Origin of the sequence: Tsukamurella sp. USMM236 (assembly GCF_037148755.1) — a bacterium.
GTDB lineage: Bacteria > Actinomycetota > Actinomycetes > Mycobacteriales > Mycobacteriaceae > Tsukamurella.
Map to the genome: position 1 here is coordinate 537046 of NZ_JBBCSS010000001.1, position 18580 is coordinate 555625.

Here is an 18580-nt window from a genome sequence, read left to right on the forward strand (position 1 = left end):
TCCTCGCCGCCGCTTCGCGTCTCACGGTGTCAGTGCGCGTCGGACCCGGCGGTCTCGGCGCGGGCGATCGACCGGGCGATCTCCTCCTCGGCCTCCTTCTTGCCCACCCAGGTCGAGCCCTTGACGAACTTGCCGGGCTCGAGGTCCTTGTAGTGGACGAAGAAGTGCTCGATGGCGTCCAACTCGAACTTGTCGATGTCGCCGATGTCCTGGACCGAGTCCCAGCGGGGATCGCCGGCGGGCACGACGAGCACCTTGTCGTCGCCGCCCTTCTCGTCCTCCATCTTGAACATCGCGACGGCGCGGCAGTCGACCAGCGATCCGGGGATCACCGACTCCTGCAGCAGCACGAGCGCGTCCAGCGGGTCGCCGTCCTCACCCAGGGTGTCCTCGATGTAGCCGTAGTCGGTGGGGTAGCCGAAGGCCGTGTACAGATAACGGTCCAGCTTGAGCCGGCCCGTCTTGTGGTCCACCTCGTACTTGTTCCGCGAGCCCTTGGCGATCTCGACGGTGACCTCGAATTCGACGCTCATTGTTTCCCTTCGCTCGCGTCAACCATGCACGACGAGGATACCCTTTGCGAACCCGGTCCGACCCGCTCACTCCGCTCCCGGTTCCGGGCTGCCGTTAGGGTGGTGCGGTGCGACGCTCGCGGATTCGACGGACCCTCCTGCGCCTCGCGATCACCGTGGTCGTGCTGGCGCTGGTCGTCGGCGGCGCCGTCGCGGCCACCCTGGGGTACGGCGTCTACCGTGACCGGCAGGCCGTGGCGGACACCGTGCCGCCGCGCCCCGCCGAGGCGCCCTACAGTCCCGCGATCGCGCAGGTCGCGGGCACCGTCGCGCCGAGCGCCGCTGGGATCACCGCCCAGATCGAGGCGGCCCTGCGTAATCCCGACCTGGGCGACTTCACCGGCGTCATCGCCGACGCGGGCACCGGGCAGGTGCTGTGGCAGCGGGACGCCACCCGCCCCCGCACCCCGGCGTCGACCACCAAGGTGCTCACCGCCGCCGCCGCGCTGCTGACCCTGCCCGCCGACAAGCGGATCACCACCACCGTGGTCGCGGGCGCCGTCCCCGGCGAGGTCGTCCTCGTCGGCGCGGGCGATCCGACGCTGCGCGCCGGCGGACCGTCGCTCTTCACGGACGCGCCGAAGATCGCCGACCTCGCCGCGCAGATCCGCCGCGCGGGCACGACGGTCACCAAGGTCGTCGTCGACACCTCGCTGTTCACCGGCACCGACTTCGCCCGCGGCTGGGAGCGCGCCGACATCGCGGGCGGCGACATCACCCCGTTGCAGTCGCTCATCGCCGACTCCGGCCGCATCCGGCCGGCCGAGGACTACTCGCCCCGCGTCACCGACCCCGCGCTGACCGCCGGCCGCGCCCTCGCCGCCGCGCTCGGCCTGCCGCCGACCGCCGTCGCCGAGGGGACCGCGTCCCAGGGCGCGACGCAACTCGCCGCCGTCCGCAGCGCCCCGCTCAGCACCCGGCTGCACGACGCACTGGTGCACTCCGACAACGTGCTCGCCGAGGCCATCGGCCGCGAGGTCGCGCTCGCCACGAACCAGCCCGCCTCCTTCGACGGTGCCGCCCGCGCGGTGACCGGGGCGCTCCGGAACGCCGGCTTCGACCTCACCGGCGTCGAACTCTCCGACACCAGCGGCCTGTCCAACGCCAACCGCATCCCCGCGACGATGCTCGACGGCATCGTCACCGCCGCCGCCGGAACGGGCAAGCCGCAGCTGCGCCCCCTGCTGGACCTGCTGCCGGTCGCCGCCGCCACCGGCACGCTCGCCGACCGGTACACCACCGTCAACCGCCTCGGCGCCGGCTACGTCCGCGCCAAGACGGGAAGCCTGTCGGGCGTCTCCACGCTCGCCGGCTACGTCCCCGGGCGCGACGGTGCGGTCCTCACCTTCACGCTCATGTCCTCCGGTACGCCGGTCGACGTGGCCCGGCCCGCCATGGACGCCGTGACCGCCGCGCTTCGCGGCTGCGGGTGCCGCTGATCGCCATGGACGAGCCGAAGTCGGTACGCGCGCAGGTGGACTGGGCGCTCGCCGCGGCGTCCGGCCGCCGGGTGGCGGGCGTCCTCGGCGACGGCCCCGCCACCACCGCCTACACGCGCGAGCGCGCCGCTGAGGAACTGCTCGCGGACGCCGTCGCCGCGGAGGAGCACGTCCTGCGCGTCACCGGCCTCGTCACCCCGGGAGCGGTGCCGCCCGCCCGCACGGTGGACCGGCGCGCATGGGTCTCTGCGGCCGCCCGGTCGATGGAGGCGCTCATCGAACCCGACGATGCGGGGCACCCCGGCCTCGGCGCCCGCCTCGCGGGCGTGCAGGCCGGTGCCATGCTCGGGATGGTCTCCGGATCGGTTCTGGGCCAGTACGACCCGTTCGGCGTCGCCGGCGGCGAGTTGCTGCTCGTCGTGCCCAACGTGCTCGCCGTCGAGCGGGCGCTGCGGCTGCGGCCCGAGGACTTCCGCATGTGGGTGTGCCTGCACGAGGTGACCCATCGCGTGCAGTTCGCCGCGAATCCGTGGCTGCGGGACTACATGCGGGAGAACGTCGCCGCGCTCGCCGGGACGGCCGGCGCAGGCTCCGTCGGCGATCTCCTGGCCCGCACCCGGCGGGCGTTGTCCGGCGGCGCCCGCAACAGCGGCATCATCGGCGTGCTCGAGATCGCCGCCCCGCCAGAACAGTTCGCCGCGGTGGAGCGGCTGCTCATGCTCGGCACCCTGCTCGAGGGCCACGCCGACCACGTCATGGACGCCGCCGGGCCCGCCGTGATCCCCACCGTCGCGACCATCCGCGCCGCCTTCGACCGGCGGCGCGCGGCACCGTCGAACCCGTTCCAGCGGCTCCTGCGCGCCCTGATGGGCATGGACGCGAAGATCGCGCAGTACGTGCGGGGCAAGAAGTTCGTGGACGCCGTGGTCGCCGAGGTGGGCATGGAGCGGTTCAACCGCGTGTGGACCGGCCCCGAGACGCTGCCGCTGCCCGACGAGCTCGACGAGCCGCAGCGATGGATCGCCCGGGTCCTGTGAGCCGCCCCGGGCCGGCGGCGCTGCGCGTGCGGCACGCGGTCCGGGCCTGGCACGCCGCCCACGGATCGGGCCCGACGGTGGCCGTCGCCCTCTCCGGCGGCTCGGATTCCCTCGCCCTGCTCACCGGCGCTCTCGCGGAGGGCCTCGACGTGATCGCCCTCGTCGTCGACCACGGACTGCAGGAGGGCTCCGCCGCCGTGGCCGCGACCGCCGCCGCGACCGCCCGCGACCTCGGGGCGCGCCGGGCCGACGTCCTCCCCGTCGTGGTCGACGGTGCCGGCGGGCCCGAGGCCGCCGCCCGCGTAGCCCGGTACGCAGCCCTCGACGCCGCCCGTGACGGCGCCCCGGTGCTGCTCGGGCACACCCTCGACGATCAGGCGGAGACGGTGCTGCTGGGCCTCGGCCGGGGCAGCGGGGCGCGCTCGCTCGCCGGGATGGCGGCCTGGGCCACGCCGTACGGCCGCCCGCTGCTGGGCGTGCGCCGCGCCGACACCCGGGCCGCGTGCGCGGAGCTGGGGCTCACCCCGTGGGAGGACCCGCACAACCTCGACCCGAGGTACACCCGCGTGCGGGTGCGGAGCGAGGTACTGCCGCTCCTCGAGGACGTGCTCGGCGGGGGAGTGGCCGAGTCCCTCGCCCGCACCGCCGCCTCGCTGCGCGCCGACAACGACGCGCTCGACGCGCTGGCCCCGGCACCGTCGGGCCCCGAGCTGGCGGTGGACGAGATCGCGGGACTGCCTGCGGCCCTGCGGGTCCGGGTGCTGCGGACCTGGCTCGCCGGGTGCGGCGCGCGTGCCCTCACGGCCGCCCACCTCGCGGCCGTCGACGCCCTCGTCACCGACTGGCGCGGGCAGGGCCCGACGGCGATCCCGGGCGGAAGTGCGGGGCGGCGGCTGCAAGTGCAGCGGGCAGGTGGCATCCTGAGAGCGTGGTGAACGGCACTGGTGAGTTGTACGCGGGAGACATCGCCTCGGTGGTCCTCTCCGAGGAGCAGATCAAGCAGCGGACCGCGGAGCTCGCGGCGCAGATCGCGGAGGAGTACGGCGATCGGGAGACCGACCTCCTGCTGATCACCGTCCTCAAGGGCGCGGTCATGTTCGTGACCGACCTGGCCCGGGCGCTGCCCGTGCCCACCCAGCTCGAGTTCATGGCGGTGTCCAGCTACGGCTCGTCGACGTCGAGCTCCGGCGTGGTGCGGATCCTCAAGGACCTCGACCGCGACATCGCCGGCCGCGACGTGCTCATCGTCGAGGACATCATCGACTCCGGCCTCACCCTGAGCTGGCTGCTGCGCAACCTCGCGACCCGGCAGCCGAACTCGCTCGAGGTCGTCACCCTGCTGCGCAAGCCCGACGCCGTGCGCGTGGAGGTCGACGTGAAGTGGGTCGGCTTCGACATCCCCAACGAGTTCGTCGTCGGCTACGGCCTGGACTACGCCGAGCGTTACCGCGATATGCCGTACATCGGCGTGCTGGAGCCCAAGGTCTACAGCGAATGACCCTGCTCACCGCTGCGGCCACTGCGGAGCGGGTGCGATCGGGCCGGCTCACCGCCGTCGACGCCACCCGTCAGGCGCTGGCCCGCATCGGTGACGACGCCGCCGTGCACGGCTGGCGCGTGCTGCGCCCCGAGCAGGCGCTCGCCGAGGCCGCCGCGGTCGACGCGCGGTCCGACCGGTACTCGCTGCCGCTCGCCGGCGTGCCCATCGCGATCAAGGACAACGTCGCCGTCTCCGGCCACCGGACGCTCGACGGGGTCTCCGAGGCCTGCGGCGCGGGGCTGCCGATCGAGCAGGCCGACCACCCCGTGGTGAAGCGGCTGCGCGCCGCCGGCGCCGTCGTGGTCGGCCTGACGCGCGTCCCCGAGCTCTGCCTGTGGGCCATGACGGACGACGCCCGCGAGGTCGTCGGCAACCCGCACCGGCCCGGCCGCACCGCGGGCGGCAGCTCCGGCGGCAGCGCCGCCGTCGTGGCCGCGGGCCATGTCGCGCTCGCGCACGGCAACGACGGCCTCGGCTCGCTGCGCGGCCCCGCGGCCTGCACCGGCATCGTCGCGATCAAGCCCGGCCGCGGCGTCGTGCCCGCGCAGCTCGGGCCCACGAACTGGTTCGGCATGTCCGAGAACGGGCCGATGACGCGCACCGTCGAGGACGCGGCCCTCGGCCTGTCCGTGCTCGCCGGGCGCCCCGAGCTCGCGACCGTCGGCGACGGCGCCGGCCTGCGCGTGGGGCTCGGCCTCAATCGGCCCACGGCCCTGACGTTCACCTCCCGCGCGATCACGCGGGCCGTGCGCGGCGCCGCGGATCGGCTCGCCGAGAGCGGGCACGCGGTCCGCGACGTGAAGGTGCCGTACCCCGCGTCGCCGCTGCCGCTGCTCGCCCGGTGGGCGGCCGCCGCCGCGACCGACGCCGACGACATCGTCGCCCGCGGGGCGAACCCTCTGCTCCTGCAGGCCCGCACTCGCCGGCACGCCGCCCTCGGCCGGGCCGTCGCGCGCCGCGGCCTGGTCCGGCCCGCCGACGCGGCCCGGCTCGAGAGTTCGCTCGAGCGGTTCTTCGCCGCGGAGGGCGTCGACGTGCTCGTGACGCCCGCCTTGGCCCGCCGGCCCGCGCCCGCCCGCCGGTACGCCGAGCTGCCCTGGGCCGCCAGCGCGATCCCCAGCCTCGCCTACGCGCCGTACCCGCCGCTGTGGAACCTCGTCGGCTGGCCTGCGATGACGGTGCCCTTCCTCGGCGAGGGCGTGCAGCTCGTCGCCCGCCCCGGCGGCGAGGCGGACCTGCTCGCGCTGGCCGCGAAGATCGAGGTCTGAGGGCGGGTCGCCGCAGGGCCCGTCACGCGAGGGCGAGGGCCTGCAGGAACTCGTCGATCGGACCGGTCGGCGCAGCGGCGTAGACCAGGTCGAGTCGCGCGGTGCGGATGATCCGCAGCGGCCGGTGGTCGAGCCCGTCGGGGAACGGCGTTCCCGAGTAGGGCGCGACAGCGAACTCGGCGCCGCCGGCCCGCAGCTCTGCAACAGGGTCCGCGCATTCGATCAGCTTCGCGGGCAGCATCTTCTCGCGGTTCCAGTGCGCCATCGCGCTGTCGAGGATCGTGGGGAGCTCGCCCTCGCGGTACGCGAACCGCAGGACGGTGACAGGGGAGTCGTCGAGGGAGGCGAGGGCGTCGTAGTTCTCGAGGATGCTTTCGATCCGCCGGAACGCCTTGGCGGCGTCGCCGGTGGGGAGGGTCCCGTCCGGCGTGCGGTGGAACAAGGGGAATCCGACGAGCCGTTCCGTCGCCCTCACGGCACGGGTGACGGTGGGCTGCGACAGCCCCGTCAGCTGCGCGACCTCGCTGATACTTCCGCTGCGCGCGACGGCGAGAACCAGCCGGAACCGGTCGATCTCAGACATGCGCGCGACTCTATGTCGGGCAGCCTGACCTGCGCGGTCGAATCGCTGCGGTTGCAAGGGGGTGCTGCGGCGCGGAACGGCAGGGGCGGTCGACGGACGAGTGACGCGGAAGACGTGGGTGTTTCTGCGCGGTGTCCATACAGAAAATGAATAGTCGCTGGTGGGAGCCGTGGTGGCTGTCCGGACCTGCGAATATTCATTTTCTGTATGGACAGGAGTGAGCGGTATCGGGCTACGGCGCCGACGGCACGTTCGAGCCGGGGTCGCAGTCCTGAGGGGCTTGCGGCGTCGCGTGCTGTCGACCCGCCCGGCGGTCAGGCGCCCACCACCCGAGGGCTGGTCAGGTGCGCTTGCGGAACATGGGTGTCCCCTCGAAGGGGTTCCAGCTGGTGCTGCCGCGGGTGACGTGGAGGAAGTAGGCCCAGTTCGCGACGCTCTGGTAAAGCAGGCCGGTCGCGATGCCGTAGGAGACGGCGGGGAACGTGAAGTCCAGCGCGGTCTCGACCAGGCCGATGAGCACGACGATGCCCACCGCGATGCCGAACAGGCTCAGGCCCTTCCGCCACGGGCCCTTGATCGCGTAGTAGATCGGGCCGAAGAAGAACGCCGGTCCGTTGAAGCCCAGGCGGAAGCGCTGCCCGAACGACAGCTGCTTGAAGGCGGCGGTGGCCTCCGGCGACGACGCGGGCTGGCCGTAGCGGGCGAAGAAGTCGAACCGGCTGCGCCAGCGCTCCGGCACGTCGACCGAGGCCGGCCCCAGGTAGGGCTGCTGACCGGGGTACGGCTGCTGACCGGGGTACGGCTGCTGGGCGTACGGGTTCGGCTGTCCGTACTGCTGCTGCCCGTACGGCTGCTGTCCGTACTGCTGCTGGCCGTAGGGGTCCTCCGGGCCGGACGGGTACGGGGGCGGTGCGCTGTTGTCGGTCACCGGAGCAGCTTAAACTTCACGAAACGGACGTTGTTCGCTCAGGGCGCACCCACGCGACCGGCCCGGTCGCGACGCTGCACGGTAGCCTGGGAAGTCGACCCAGCGCGGCCCGCCGCGCGCCGGAAGAAGAAGGACTGACGAGCCGCGAGGCGAAGCCATATGAAACGGAAATCACTCATCCGCACGCTGGCGATCATCGCCGGATTCGTCCTGCTGGTCTGGGCGTTCACCATGGTCGGCGGCAGCAACCGGGACTACAAGCCCGCGTCCACCTCGCTGGTCGTGCAGCAGCTCGAGGCGAAGAACGTCACCGACGTCCAGATCGACGACCGCGAGCAGACGCTGCGCGTGACGCTCGCGAAGGCCGTCGACGGCGAGAACGGCACCGACGGCTCGACGAAGGTCTTCGCGAAGTACCCCGCGGGCACCTCGCGCGACATCCTCGGCCTCGTGCAGGACGCGCAGAACCCCGACGGCAAGCCCGTCACGTACACCACGAACGTGACGCAGGAATCGCCGTGGATCTCGATGCTGCTGTTCACGCTGCTCCCGATCCTGCTGCTGGTCGGCCTGTTCTTCTTCCTCATGAACCGCATGCAGGGCGGCGGCCGCGGCGGCGTCATGGGCTTCGGCAAGAGCAAGGCCAAGCAGCTCACGAAGGACATGCCCAAGACCACCTTCGCCGACGTCGCCGGCGCGGACGAGGCGGTCGAGGAGCTCTACGAGATCAAGGACTTCCTGCAGAACCCGGCCCGCTACCAGGCCCTGGGCGCGAAGATCCCGAAGGGCGTGCTGCTCTACGGCCCGCCCGGCACCGGTAAGACGCTGCTCGCGCGCGCCGTCGCGGGCGAGGCCGGCGTGCCCTTCTTCACGATCTCCGGTTCCGACTTCGTCGAGATGTTCGTCGGCGTCGGCGCCTCCCGCGTGCGCGACCTGTTCGAGCAGGCCAAGGAGAACAGCCCCTGCATCATCTTCGTCGACGAGATCGACGCCGTCGGCCGCCAGCGCGGCGCCGGCATGGGCGGCGGCCACGACGAGCGCGAGCAGACCCTCAACCAGCTGCTCGTCGAGATGGACGGCTTCGGCGACCGCCAGGGCATCATCCTCATCGCGGCCACCAACCGGCCCGACATCCTGGACCCGGCGCTGCTGCGCCCCGGCCGCTTCGACCGGCAGATCCCCGTGACCAACCCGGACATCGCGGGCCGCAAGGCGATCCTCCGGGTGCACGCCCAGGGCAAGCCGTTGGCCCCCGACGCCGATCTCGACGGCCTGGCCAAGCGCACCCCCGGCATGTCCGGCGCCGACCTGGCCAACGTGGTCAACGAGGCGGCGCTGCTCACGGCCCGCGAAAACGGCTCCGTCATCACGGCGCCGACGCTCGAGGAGGCCGTCGACCGCGTGGTGGGCGGTCCGCGCCGCAAGAACCGCATCATCAGCGAGCACGAGAAGAAGGTCACCGCGTACCACGAGGGCGGCCACACCCTGGCCGCGTGGGCGACGAAGAGCCTGGACCCGGTGTACAAGGTCACCATCCTGGCTCGCGGCCGCACCGGCGGCCACGCGCTGGCCGTGCCCGAGAACGACAAGGGCATGTACACCCGCAACGAGATGATCGGCCGGCTGATCTTCGCCATGGGCGGCCGCGCGGCGGAGGAACTGGTCTTCGCCGAGCCGACCACCGGCGCGTCGAGCGACATCGACCAGGCCACGAAGATCGCCCGCGCGATGGTCACCGAGTACGGCATGAGTGCCCGCCTGGGCGCCGTGAAGTACGGGCAGGACGAGGGCGATCCGTTCATGGGCCGCGGCTTCGGCAGCGGCGCGCAGTACTCCGACGCCGTCGCCGCGCAGATCGACGAGGAGGTGCGCTCGCTCATCGAGGCCGCGCACACCGAGGCCTGGGCGATCCTCACCGAGTACCGCGACGTCCTCGACGTGCTCGCCGGCGAGCTGCTGGAGAAGGAGACGCTGGTCCGCAAGGATCTCGAGCGGATCTTCGCGTCCGTCGAGAAGCGGCCCGTGATCACGCAGTTCGACGACTTCGGTGGTCGCGTCCCGTCGACCAAGCCCCCGATCAAGACTCCCAAGGAGATCGCGATCGAGAAGGGCGAGCCCTGGCCGCCCGTCGACGAGGAGGCCGAGCGCCACAAGGCCGAGCAGGAGAAGGCCGCGGCCCTCGCCGCCGCACAGCCCGCGCCGAACGGCCACGCCGGGCAGAACGGGCAGTGGGGCGCGCCCGCGCCGGCCGGTCAGCCCTGGCCCACGCCCGGCGCACCGTCGGGCTACGGCCAGCAGGGCCAGCCCCAGCCGGCCTACGGCCAGCCCGGCTACCAGTGGGGCGGCCAGCAGGCCTACCCCGGCCCGCAGTACCCGGCGCCCGGCTACGGGCAGCCGCAGGGCGGGCAGTACGGCCAGCAGCCGCCGCAGCAGGGCAGCCGCCCCGACTACGGCGCCCCTGCGGGCTGGTCGGCGCCAGGGTGGCCCCCGCAGGGCCAGCCGCCGCAGGGCGCGGGCTCCCAGGGCGCGGGTCCGCAGGGGCCGGAGCAGCAGGGCGGGGAGCAGTCCGGCCCGGACCGATCGAGCGAGAGCTGATGGGCAAGGACAGCGGGGCTGCCGTGGCCCCGTTCGACCACGAGCGCGCCGTCGCCGCGGTCCGCGAACTGCTGATCGCCGTCGGCGAGGACCCGGACCGCGAGGGCCTGCAGAAGACCCCGGAGCGGGTCGCGAAGGCCTTCAAGGAGGTCTTCGGCGGGCTGCACACCGACCCCGACGAGGTGCTCAACACCACCTTCGGCGAGGACCACGACGAGCTGGTGCTGGTCAAGGACATCCCGATGTACTCGACCTGCGAGCACCACCTGGTCTCCTTCCACGGCGTCGCGCACGTGGGCTACCTGCCCGGCACCAGCGGCCGGGTCACGGGCCTGAGCAAGCTGGCCCGCCTCGTGGACCTGTACGCCAAGCGGCCGCAGGTGCAGGAGCGGCTCACCGCGCAGATCGCCGACGCGCTGGTCCGCAAGCTCGACCCGCGCGGCGTGATCGTCGTGATCGAGGCCGAGCACCTCTGCATGGCGATGCGCGGCATCCGCAAGCCCGGCGCGAGCACCACCACCTCGGCGGTGCGCGGCGCGTTCAAGGACAGTGCGACCTCGCGCGCCGAGGCGCTCGAACTGATCCTGCGCCGGTGACGGAGCAGCCCGGCCGCACGCTCATCATGGGCGTCGTCAACGTCACCGCCGACTCCTTCTCCGACGGTGGCCGCTACCTCGCCCCCGACGCCGCCGTCGCGCGGGCGCGGGAGCTCGTGGCCGACGGTGCCGCCATCGTCGACGTGGGCGGGGAGTCGACCCGGCCCGGCGCGCACCGCGTGCCCGCCGAGCTGGAACGCGACCGCGTGGTGCCCGTGATCTCGGCGCTCGCCGCGGAGGGCATCGCCGTCTCGGTCGACACCATGCGCGCCTCCGTGGCCGCCGCCGCGCTCGACGCCGGCGCCGCGATCGTCAACGACGTCTCCGGCGGCCGGGCCGACCCCGACATGACGCGCGTCGTCGCCGACTCGGACGCGCCCTGGATCCTCATGCACTGGCGGCCCTCGCCCGGCGCGCCCGGACCGGTGTGGGCCGGCATCCACCACGAGATCACCGAGTACGACGACGTCGTCGCCGAGGTGCGCGACGAGCTCCTGCACCAGGCCGACGCCGCGATCGCCGCGGGCATCGCCCCCGAGCGGATCGTGCTGGACCCCGGCCTCGGCTTCGCCAAGAACGCCGCCCACAACTGGGAGCTGCTGCGCGGCCTGCCGACATTGCAGGACACCGGCTTCCGGGTCCTCGTGGGCGCCTCCCGCAAGCGCTTCCTCGGCGAGCTCCTCGGCGGCCGTGAACCGGCGGGCCGCGAGGTGGCGACCGCCGCGGTCTCCGCCCTCGCCGCGCAGGCCGGGGTGTGGGGCGTGCGCGTGCACGACGTGCGGTCGACGGCCGACGCCATCGCGGTGGCCGGGGCCTGGCACCGGGGCGGGGCCCCGGTCACGAGCGAGAAGGACGGTGCCTGAGATGGCGGATCGGATCGAACTCACCGGCCTGCGGGTGCGGGGCAATCACGGCGTCTTCGAGCATGAGCGCCGCGACGGGCAGGAGTTCGTCATCGACCTCGTGCTGTGGGTCGACTCGCGGCCCGCGGCGGCCTCGGACGACCTGAACGACACCGTCGATTACGGAACGCTCGCGCAGCGCGCCCACGACATCGTCGCGGGGGAGCCGCGCAACCTCATCGAGACCGTCGCCGCCGAGATCGCCGACGACATCGCGGCCGACGAGAAGGTCTACGCCGTCGAGGTCACGGTGCACAAGCCGTCCGCCCCGATTCCGTTATCTTTTGCCGACGTTGCCGTGACGGCCCGGCGGTCCCGCTCCGGCGCACGGAGCGTGCCATGAGCCGCGCCGTCCTCTCGCTCGGCGCCAACCTCGGCGCCGCCGACGTGGCCGTCCGGGCCGCGATCGACGCCCTCGGCCCGGCCCTGGTCCGCGCCTCGGCGCTGTACCGCACCCCGCCGTGGGGCGGCGTCGAGCAGGACGACTTCGTCAACGCGACCGTCCTCGTCGACGATCCCGCGCGCGACGCCGCCGGCTGGCTGGCCTTCGCCCGCGAGCGGGAGGCCGCCGCGCAGCGCGTCCGCGACGTCCGGTGGGGCCCGCGCACCCTCGACGTCGACGTGATCGCGGTCTGGGAGGGCGACGAGCCGGTGCTCTCCGACGACCCCGAGCTGACCCTGCCGCACCCCCGCGCGCACGAGCGCGCCTTCGTCCTCATCCCCTGGCGGGACGCCGATCCGGACGCGCTGCTGCCCGGGCACGGCACCGTCGACGACCTGCTGCGGGCCCTGCCCGCCGACGAGACCGCGGAGGTGACGCGCCTGTGAGCGGACCGTCGAAGGGCGTGGGCCGGGAGCCCGAGGAGCCGGGCGGCCCGACGGTGCGCGCGACCGGCTGGGTCGAGCTGGTGGTGATCGTGCTGGGCGTGGGCCTGGGCTCGTACCTGCTGGTGCGCAACGTGGTGCCCGTCGTTCCGGTGTGGGCGGGCGCGCTGCTGTACGGCGTGGCCGCGGCGGATCTGTACATCGCGCAGCTCGTGCGCTCGCGGCTGAGCCGCGGCGAGGTCGGCTGGGGGCCCGGGCGGATCCACCCGATCGCGGTGGCCCGCGCCGTGGCGCTCGCCAAGGCGTCCGCCTACCTCGGGGCCGTGGCCCTGGGCTTCTTCGGCGGGATGCTCGTCTTCCTCCTCACCGAGGGCGCGAGCCTGACCGCCACCCACGCGGACCGGCCGGGCGCCTGGATCGGCGCCGCCGGGGCGATGCTGCTCCTGGCCGCCGCGCTGTGGCTCGAGCGTTGCTGTCGCACACCCGACGATCCCGACGACCAGCCCGCCGACACATCGCCAGCCTGAGGAATCCGACCGCAGGTAAAAGGTAAGGTCGCGGATATGACGCAACCGCCTATCCCGAGTTCACGAAAGCGCGCCCCGCGACGTTCCTCGGGTGCGGGGCAGTGGATGCTCGGTGCGGTGATCCTGCTGGCGGTCGTCGGGACCGGCATGTGGGTGTTCTCGGAGGACCGCCGCTGGGGCCTGGTCTCGCTGATCCTGCTGGTGTGGGGCCTCGTCATCGCCGCCTTCCTCATCGCGCGGTACTCGCGCGACCTGCGCGCCGCGGAGTCGAAGGAGAGCGGCCTCAAGACCGTCTACGGGCTGCAGCTCGAGCGCGAGATCAGCGCGCGCCGCGAGTACGAACTGCAGGTCGAGCGCGACATCCGCGCCGAGCTCAAGGGCGAGTCCAACGAGGAGTTGACCGCCCTCAAGGCCGAGGTCCTGGCGCTGCGCGCCAACCTCGAGGAGCTGCTCGGCCGCGACCTGGGCCCCTCGTACACCGAGCTCTACGCCGCGGCGGAGCAGCGGGCCCTGGACGCCCAGCGGGCCAAGTCCGTCTTCGAGGACGACGACCGGTTCCGCGCGCAGCAGGACTTCGCCGGCGTGCCCGAGCCCGCCGCCGCGGCCGTCGACGACTACTACGGCGCGGCGTCCGTCGCGGGCGAGCCGATCGACGAGGCGAACGTGACCGACGTGCCCGCCGCCCCCGTCCCGCCCGGGCCCTCGGGTCCGACGGTGCCGTCCGGGCCGGTGAGCAATCCCGCAGCGGACCGGCCGCAGGAGGAGTCGCCGACCACCGTCTTCCACGTCGTCACCGACGAGCCGCCCGCGGCCCCCGCCGCGCCCGCCGCCGCGGCGACGCCGGATGCGCAGCCGCCCGTCGACGTCGAGCACGTCGACCACGTGGCCGGCGACGACGAGCCCTTCGTGCCGCTCGCGCCGCAGTCCGGCTACCGCTCGCCGCTGCCGCCGCGCCCGTACACGCCGGACGTCCCGGCGACCCCGCCGACCGTGTCCCCGGCGGCGCCGTACTCCCCGTTCCAGTCCGCGCCGCCGCAGGCTCCGCAGTTCCAGGGCCCGCAGCAGCCGGGTCAGGCGCAGGGGCGGCCGTGGGCGCAGGATCAGCAGCGCACGCCGCCGCAGCAGGCGCCCGAGGACCGGCAGGAGCAGCAGGTCGAGACGGGTCACGCCGGGCAGCACTCGTCGGGCAGCACCGTCGCGGATCTGATCGCCCGGATGAACGCCGACACCGAGCGCTCGAGCGGCGGCCGTCGGCGCAAGCCGGAGTGATGATCTAGCTCACACGCCGTTGCCCGCGGGACCGCGCGGGCATAGCCTTCTCCTGAACGTCTGGTACCCGCGGAGCGGGACTGGAACGAACCCTTGGAGGCGTACGCCCATGCCCGAGTTCTCGGACTCGCCCGATGCCGTGGATCAGTTGTCCGGCATCCCCAATCCCCCCACCCCCGCGCGACTGTCCGTGGGCGTGATCTCCGCCGGCCGCGTCGGCACCGCCCTGGGGGCCGCCCTCGAACGGGCCGGCCACATCGTCACCGCCGCATCCGCCCCGTCGGAGCGTTCCCGCACCCGCGCCGCGCACCGCCTGCCCGAGGCCCGCGTCGACGCCCCCGCGGTCATCGCCGAGAAGGCCGAGCTCCTCATCCTGGCCGTGCCGGACACCGAGCTCCCAGCGCTGGTCGAGGATCTCGCGGCGCGGATCAATCCGTCGGCGATCGTGCTGCACACCTCCGGAGCGCTCGGCGTCGGCGTGCTGGCACCGCTCGCCCGGCTCGGCTGCACCACCATCGCCTTCCACCCCGCCATGACCTTCGTCGACGATCCCGACGACACCGCCCGGCTGGCCACCTGCTGCATCGGGATCACCGCCGCCGACGAGATCGGGCACGCCGTGGGCCAGGCCATCGCGCTGGAGATCGGTGCCGAGCCCGTCCGGGTGCCGGAATCGGCCCGGCCGCTGTACCACGCGGCCCTCGCGCACGGCGCGAACCACCTGGTCGCGCTGGTCGACGATGCCGTGGTCGCGCTGCGCGCCGCGCTCGCCGGCGGGGTGGGCCTGGACACGGTCGGCGGACCGCCCGGCGACCTCGCCGAGCGGATGCTCGCGCCCTTGGCCCGCGCCGCCCTGGACAACGCGCTGCGCAGCGGCGCGGCCGCCCTCACCGGGCCCGCCGCCCGCGGCGACGCCGCGGCCGTGACCCGCCACCTGGCCGCGATCGACACCGTCGACCCCGCCATCACCGACGCCTACCGCGCCCAATCCCGGCGCGCGGCAGCTCAATCCGGAACCTCAGCCATGATCGATCCCGCCCTCGAGAAGGACAACCGATGAGCGCACCCACCCGTCCGTACACCCCCGGCCAGCTGACGGTGCACCACGACCCGGCGCAGCTGACCAAGGTCACCAGCGCGCTGAAGTCCACCGGCCGGCAGATCGCCTTCGTGCCCACCATGGGCGCGCTGCACGCCGGCCACTTGGAGCTGGTGCACGCCGCCAAGCTCAACGGCGCCGTCGTCGTGGTCTCGATCTTCGTGAACCCGCTGCAGTTCGGCGAGAACGAGGACCTCGACGCCTACCCGCGCACGCTCGACGCGGACGTCGAGAAGCTGCGCGCCGCCGGCGTCGAGCTGGTCTTCGCACCGTCGGCCGCCGACATGTACCCGAACGGCCCGCGCACCACGATCCAGCCCGGTCCCGCCGGGGTGGGCCTCGAGGCCGACAGCCGCCCGACGCATTTCGCGGGCATGCTGACCGTGGTCAACAAGCTGCTCAACATCGTGCGCCCGCACACCGCCTACTTCGGCGAGAAGGACTACCAGCAGCTGGTTCTCGTGCGGCAGATGGTCACCGACCTCAACATAGACGTGAAGATCGTCGGCGTCCCGACGGTCCGCGAGGCCGACGGCCTGGCGATGAGCTCGCGCAACGTCTACCTCTCGGAGGACGAGCGGGAGGCCGCGACCGCCCTCTCCGCGGCGCTGCTCGCCGGCGCTTACGCCGCGCAGGGCGGCGAGCCCGCCATCCTGGCGGCCGCGAACGCGGTGCTCGCTTCGCGCCCCGGCATCGAGGTCCAGTACCTGGAGCTGCGCGCCCCCGACTTGGGCGTCGCGCCGGAGAAGGGCGACGGCCGCCTGCTGGTGGCCGCGAAGGTCGGCAACACCCGCCTGCTCGACAACGTGGGCATCGCCATCGGTACCGGGTTCCTAGAGGCGCCGGAAGCGGAGCGAGCGGGCCGGATCGATGGAGTGGAGGCCGAATAATGCTGCGCACCATGATGACCAGCAAGATCCACCGCGCCACGGTGACTGAGGCGAACCTGCACTACGTGGGCTCGGTCACCGTCGACGCCGATCTGCTGGACGCCGCGAACCTCCTGGAGGGCGAGCAGGTCGCCATCGTCGACGTGACGAACGGCGCCCGGCTGGAGACCTACACGATCGCCGGCGAGCGGGGGAGCGGCGTCATCGGGATCAACGGCGCCGCCGCGCATCTCGTGAACCCGGGCGACATCGTCATCCTCATCGCCTACGGCCAGCTGAACGAGGAGGAGCTGAGGACCTACGCGCCCAGCGTCGTCTTCGTGGACTCCGACAACAAGCCCGTCGAGCTCACCGCCGACGCGGCGCACGTGCCCGACGGTTTCGGCCTGGTCACGGGCAGGATCTGATGCTGCTGGCGATCGACGCCGGCAACACCTCGGTCACCGTCGGGCTGTTCGCATCCGCCGAGGGCGAGGAGCTGCTCGGCACCTGGCGGCTGCGCAGCGACCCGCGGATGACTTCGGATGAGCTGGCGCTCATCCTGCGCGGCTTCCTCACGGGCGCGGGCGTCGAACCCGCCGCGGTCACGGGCGTGTCCGTGCTGTCGACGGTGCCCGAGCTGCTGCGCTCGCTGCGCGCCGTGATGCCCCGCTACTACCCGGCGGCCGAGCCCGTGATCCTCGAGCCCGGCGTCAAGACCGGCGTGCCGCTGCTCGTCGACAACCCGCGCGAGGTCGGCACCGACCGCGTCGCCAACGCCGCCGGCGCCTTCGAGCTGGTCGGCCGAGCGGCCGGGACCCCGTGCATCGTCGTGGATTTCGGCACGTCCACGCGGGTGGACGTGGTCAGCGCCAAGGGCGAGTTCCTCGGCGGCGCGATCGCCGCGGGCGTGGGGAGCGCGCTGGACGCGCTCGCCGAGCGGACCGTCGCGCTGCGCCGGGTGGAGCTCGTCGCGCCGCGGTCGGTGGTCGGGAAGAACACCGTCGAGGCGCTGCAGTCGGGCATCATCTACGGCTTCGCGGGCATGGTCGACGCGCTCGTCGGCCGCGCGCTCGAGGTGGCCCCCGGGGCCCGGGTGGTCGCGACGGGCGGCTTCGACGAGGGCATCGCCTCCGAGTGCGCGACCGTGACCGACCATCGCGCCGACCTCACGCTGCAGGGCCTGCGGGCCGTGTACCTGCGGGAGCGAGCCAACCGGGCGCAGCGGGACAGGCGCGCGCGGGATTCGCGTCACTCGTGATTCGAACCCTTGCCGCCGGTTGCTGCGGGGTGCTAGCTTCGCTGTCATGAGCCAGGTGCGCAGCTGCATGGAGTGTTGTCGGGTCCGCTAGGAACCCGACCCCCTTTTCGCTGCCCGGACGCGCCCTCCTCGCTCCGCCTCCCTCCTGGAGACTCTCCGATGCACCCCGTGCACTTCACCCCCGCCACCGGCCAGATCGTCGTCGACGTCCGCGACCAGTCCGAGCGCAACCGCGACGGAATCCTCCCCGGTGCCGTCGCCCTCGACGCGGCCGCCGTCGCCGCCCGGCTCGTCCCCGGCCTCCCCACCAGCCTGGCCGCCGCCGGCCCCGACGCCCAGTGGCTGCTGGTCAGCGGTAACGGCGCCACCGCCGCCGCGATCGCCACCCGCCTCCGGGACCGGGGCGTGCAGGCCTCGTCAGTCGACGGTGGCTTCCGGGCCCTGACCCTGGGCATCACGCCCGGCGCCGGCCGCGGTCGCGCGTCCGAGGCCTACGAGCGGGCGCTCGCCCAGTTCGCCGCCCACGAGGCCTGAGGCTCCGCCGCCGGCCGCCGGCCGTCGGCGCGGTGCCGTCGCCTGCGCTCAGCCGAGCAACCGGTGCGCCTGCGCGTCGAGCGCGGCGCTGATCCGCTCCGGCGACAGCCCGCGCTCGCGCTGCTGCAGGTAGACCTCCGCCGCGACGGGCGCGAGGACCGCGTCCACCATCGCCTCCGGATCGTCGATCCCCGCCTCCGTCAGCAGGGCGCGGACGTGCGCGAACCAGAACCCGTAGGCCCCCGTCGCGAACCGCGCGCCCCCCGTCTCGGCGCCGAGCACCAGGTGTGAATGCGTTCCGAGCAGCCGGACCATCGCCGCGTAGAAGGCGGCCAGGCGGTCCCCGGGCGGCGCGCCCGGACCGAGCGGCGGGTCGCCGCGCAGGATCGCCTCCTGCAGTGAGCGCTCGTGGTCGTCGAGCAGCGCGGCCGCGATCGCGCCGCGGTCGGGGTAGCGCCGGTACAGGGTGCCGCGGCCCACGCCGGCGGCCTTCGCGATGTCGTCCATCGTCACGCTGCGCGGATCCCGCGTCGCGAACAGCTCGGCGGCCGCGTCGAGTACCTTCTGCCGGTTGCGGGCGGCGTCGGCCCGCTCGACGGGCGGCGCGGCCCCGTCGTCAGGGGTGCCCGCCAGGAGGTCCGGTCCGATCCGCATGGCATCGAATCTAGCCACGAATCTTGATATGGACAAGCTGTCCGCTTGTGCGCTACCGTTCGATCACTACAAGCGGACAACG

At 73.5% G+C, this 18580-nt stretch carries 21 protein-coding genes; 17 read left to right on the top strand and 4 right to left on the bottom strand.

Features of this window, described 5'->3' with window-relative positions; all coding sequences use genetic code 11:
* Positions 1 to 29 precede the first annotated feature (29 nt).
* Positions 30 to 533, bottom strand: a complete 504-nt coding sequence (locus WFK95_RS02445) for an inorganic diphosphatase (protein WP_068523642.1) — start codon at positions 531 to 533, stop codon at positions 30 to 32.
* A 107-nt stretch (positions 534 to 640) separates the two neighbouring features.
* Here WFK95_RS02445 and dacB point away from each other — a divergent pair, with 107 nt between their 5' ends.
* From dacB to WFK95_RS02470, 5 genes are read left to right on the top strand one after another with little or no spacing between them, the layout of a single operon-like run.
* Positions 641 to 2011, top strand: coding sequence for a D-alanyl-D-alanine carboxypeptidase/D-alanyl-D-alanine endopeptidase (gene dacB / locus WFK95_RS02450; protein WP_336669780.1), 1371 nt, complete (start codon positions 641 to 643; stop codon positions 2009 to 2011).
* Positions 2002 to 3048: a zinc-dependent metalloprotease gene (locus WFK95_RS02455; RefSeq protein WP_336669781.1), complete on the top strand. Its 1047-nt coding sequence runs from the start codon at positions 2002 to 2004 to the stop codon at positions 3046 to 3048. Before dacB ends, WFK95_RS02455 begins: the two co-directional genes overlap by 10 nt.
* Positions 3027 to 3983, top strand: coding sequence for a tRNA lysidine(34) synthetase TilS (gene tilS, locus WFK95_RS02460; protein ID WP_224645951.1), 957 nt, complete (start codon positions 3027 to 3029; stop codon positions 3981 to 3983). The genes WFK95_RS02455 and tilS overlap by 22 nt, the downstream gene beginning before the upstream one ends.
* Positions 3980 to 4546, top strand: a complete 567-nt coding sequence (gene hpt / locus WFK95_RS02465; RefSeq protein ID WP_068524691.1) for a hypoxanthine phosphoribosyltransferase — start codon at positions 3980 to 3982, stop codon at positions 4544 to 4546. Before tilS ends, hpt begins: the two co-directional genes overlap by 4 nt.
* Positions 4543 to 5856, top strand: a complete 1314-nt coding sequence (locus WFK95_RS02470) for an amidase (RefSeq protein ID WP_224645952.1) — start codon at positions 4543 to 4545, stop codon at positions 5854 to 5856. The genes hpt and WFK95_RS02470 overlap by 4 nt, the downstream gene beginning before the upstream one ends.
* A gap of 22 nt (positions 5857 to 5878) precedes the next feature.
* On the opposite strand, the gene WFK95_RS02475 is transcribed toward WFK95_RS02470, so the two are convergent.
* Both WFK95_RS02475 and WFK95_RS02480 read right to left on the bottom strand, forming a co-directional pair.
* On the bottom strand, positions 5879 to 6439 hold the full coding sequence (locus WFK95_RS02475; protein ID WP_224645953.1) for a LysR family transcriptional regulator: 561 nt from the start codon (positions 6437 to 6439) through the stop codon (positions 5879 to 5881).
* Between the two features lie 340 nt (positions 6440 to 6779).
* Positions 6780 to 7199: a DUF2628 domain-containing protein gene (locus WFK95_RS02480; RefSeq protein ID WP_443081521.1), complete on the bottom strand. Its 420-nt coding sequence runs from the start codon at positions 7197 to 7199 to the stop codon at positions 6780 to 6782.
* A 327-nt stretch (positions 7200 to 7526) separates the two neighbouring features.
* On the opposite strand from WFK95_RS02480, the gene ftsH reads away from it, so the two are divergent.
* From ftsH to WFK95_RS02540, 12 genes are all read left to right on the top strand, one after another.
* The gene (gene ftsH, locus WFK95_RS02485) at positions 7527 to 9962 is read left to right on the top strand and encodes an ATP-dependent zinc metalloprotease FtsH (RefSeq protein WP_224645955.1); all 2436 of its coding nucleotides are present in this window, start codon (positions 7527 to 7529) and stop codon (positions 9960 to 9962) included.
* Complete coding sequence (gene folE / locus WFK95_RS02490; RefSeq protein ID WP_224645956.1) at positions 9962 to 10558, top strand: GTP cyclohydrolase I FolE; 597 nt, start codon at positions 9962 to 9964, stop codon at positions 10556 to 10558. The genes ftsH and folE overlap by 1 nt, the downstream gene beginning before the upstream one ends.
* A 26-nt stretch (positions 10559 to 10584) precedes the next feature.
* Positions 10585 to 11421 (top strand): dihydropteroate synthase, encoded by an 837-nt coding sequence (gene folP, locus WFK95_RS02495; RefSeq protein ID WP_336670135.1) that lies wholly within the window; start codon positions 10585 to 10587, stop codon positions 11419 to 11421.
* Between the two features lies 1 nt (position 11422).
* A complete protein-coding gene (gene folB / locus WFK95_RS02500) occupies positions 11423 to 11803 on the top strand; it encodes a dihydroneopterin aldolase (RefSeq protein ID WP_336669783.1) in 381 nt (126 codons plus the stop codon).
* The gene (gene folK, locus WFK95_RS02505; protein WP_224645957.1) at positions 11800 to 12288 is read left to right on the top strand and encodes a 2-amino-4-hydroxy-6-hydroxymethyldihydropteridine diphosphokinase; all 489 of its coding nucleotides are present in this window, start codon (positions 11800 to 11802) and stop codon (positions 12286 to 12288) included. The genes folB and folK overlap by 4 nt, the downstream gene beginning before the upstream one ends.
* The gene (locus WFK95_RS02510; protein ID WP_336669784.1) at positions 12285 to 12812 is read left to right on the top strand and encodes a DUF3180 domain-containing protein; all 528 of its coding nucleotides are present in this window, start codon (positions 12285 to 12287) and stop codon (positions 12810 to 12812) included. The genes folK and WFK95_RS02510 overlap by 4 nt, the downstream gene beginning before the upstream one ends.
* Positions 12813 to 12848: 36 nt before the next feature.
* A complete protein-coding gene (locus WFK95_RS02515) occupies positions 12849 to 14081 on the top strand; it encodes a DUF6779 domain-containing protein (protein WP_336669785.1) in 1233 nt (410 codons plus the stop codon).
* 109 nt (positions 14082 to 14190) lie between these two features.
* Positions 14191 to 15141, top strand: a complete 951-nt coding sequence (locus WFK95_RS02520) for a Rossmann-like and DUF2520 domain-containing protein (protein WP_336669786.1) — start codon at positions 14191 to 14193, stop codon at positions 15139 to 15141.
* Positions 15138 to 16070 (top strand): pantoate--beta-alanine ligase, encoded by a 933-nt coding sequence (panC, locus tag WFK95_RS02525; protein WP_336669787.1) that lies wholly within the window; start codon positions 15138 to 15140, stop codon positions 16068 to 16070. Before WFK95_RS02520 ends, panC begins: the two co-directional genes overlap by 4 nt.
* Entirely contained in the window at positions 16070 to 16477 is a 408-nt protein-coding gene (gene panD / locus WFK95_RS02530) for an aspartate 1-decarboxylase (protein ID WP_336669788.1), read from the top strand. The genes panC and panD overlap by 1 nt, the downstream gene beginning before the upstream one ends.
* Positions 16477 to 17310: a type III pantothenate kinase gene (locus tag WFK95_RS02535; RefSeq protein WP_224645963.1), complete on the top strand. Its 834-nt coding sequence runs from the start codon at positions 16477 to 16479 to the stop codon at positions 17308 to 17310. Before panD ends, WFK95_RS02535 begins: the two co-directional genes overlap by 1 nt.
* Before the next feature lie 159 nt (positions 17311 to 17469).
* On the top strand, positions 17470 to 17844 hold the full coding sequence (locus WFK95_RS02540) for a rhodanese-like domain-containing protein (RefSeq protein ID WP_224645964.1): 375 nt from the start codon (positions 17470 to 17472) through the stop codon (positions 17842 to 17844).
* Between the two features lie 48 nt (positions 17845 to 17892).
* Here WFK95_RS02540 and WFK95_RS02545 read toward each other — a convergent pair whose 3' ends face one another.
* Entirely contained in the window at positions 17893 to 18498 is a 606-nt protein-coding gene (locus tag WFK95_RS02545) for a TetR/AcrR family transcriptional regulator (RefSeq protein WP_336669789.1), read from the bottom strand.
* Positions 18499 to 18580 lie beyond the last annotated feature (82 nt).